Origin of the sequence: Paenibacillus sp. IHBB 3054, from assembly GCF_051594305.1 — a bacterium.
GTDB lineage: Bacteria > Bacillota > Bacilli > Paenibacillales > Paenibacillaceae > Paenibacillus_AQ.
This window is the reverse complement of sequence record NZ_JBOFBG010000144.1, coordinates 1-601: the sequence shown is the minus strand read 5'-3', so window position 1 is coordinate 601 and position 601 is coordinate 1. Positions and strand designations below refer to the sequence as shown.

Below are 601 nucleotides of genomic sequence, written 5' to 3'. Positions count from 1 at the left end.
CAGAAGATCGGGAAGATCCACCTGCAGGATCAGATCCGCACTGAAACGACCGCGTCCGGAACCTTCAGCAGCTTCTAGCACCACTTGAGAACTTCCAGAGGCAAATACCCCCGCCCCGGTTATCATCCCGTTTGTCTCGTTCTCCGAGGTAATCCCCGATACTTGATATGAAGCATATCCTGCAGGAATCTTCGCCCGAATATTGCCTTGCGCAAGCGTATGCCGGACCGTGAATTCATCCAATCGCACGGCATATTGCCATCCCGTGTCTCCCTCATGTTCAACCTCCAGCTTCAGATGCTTGGAGAACTGTAGGTTTCCGGAAGTATTCAGTGTTATCGGCGTGGACTCACCAGCTATACGCATCGCACCAAGTGGTTGCGCAGAATAAACCGCATAGGTGGCTGAAACTACCGTTTTCGAAGCATCTCCTTCAGAATCACCCAGCTCCGCATGTGTAACCGGAGATTGTACGGTTCCCAGAAGGATGAGCATCGCGGCCAGAAAGAAATACCGCTTCATGGTACCCCTCCTTTACGGCTTCAGCGTTCCTGCAGGCAGCAGGTACACCTTCCCGGATTCTTGATACTCCATGAGCAAC

The 601-nt window shown here is 52.6% G+C and carries 1 protein-coding gene; it reads right to left on the bottom strand.

The features are described from left to right. Positions 1–522: hypothetical protein (locus ACQ76X_RS36130; protein ID WP_438498698.1), on the bottom strand; the 522-nt coding region annotated here is incomplete at its 3' end. Positions 523–601: the final 79 nt, after the last annotated feature.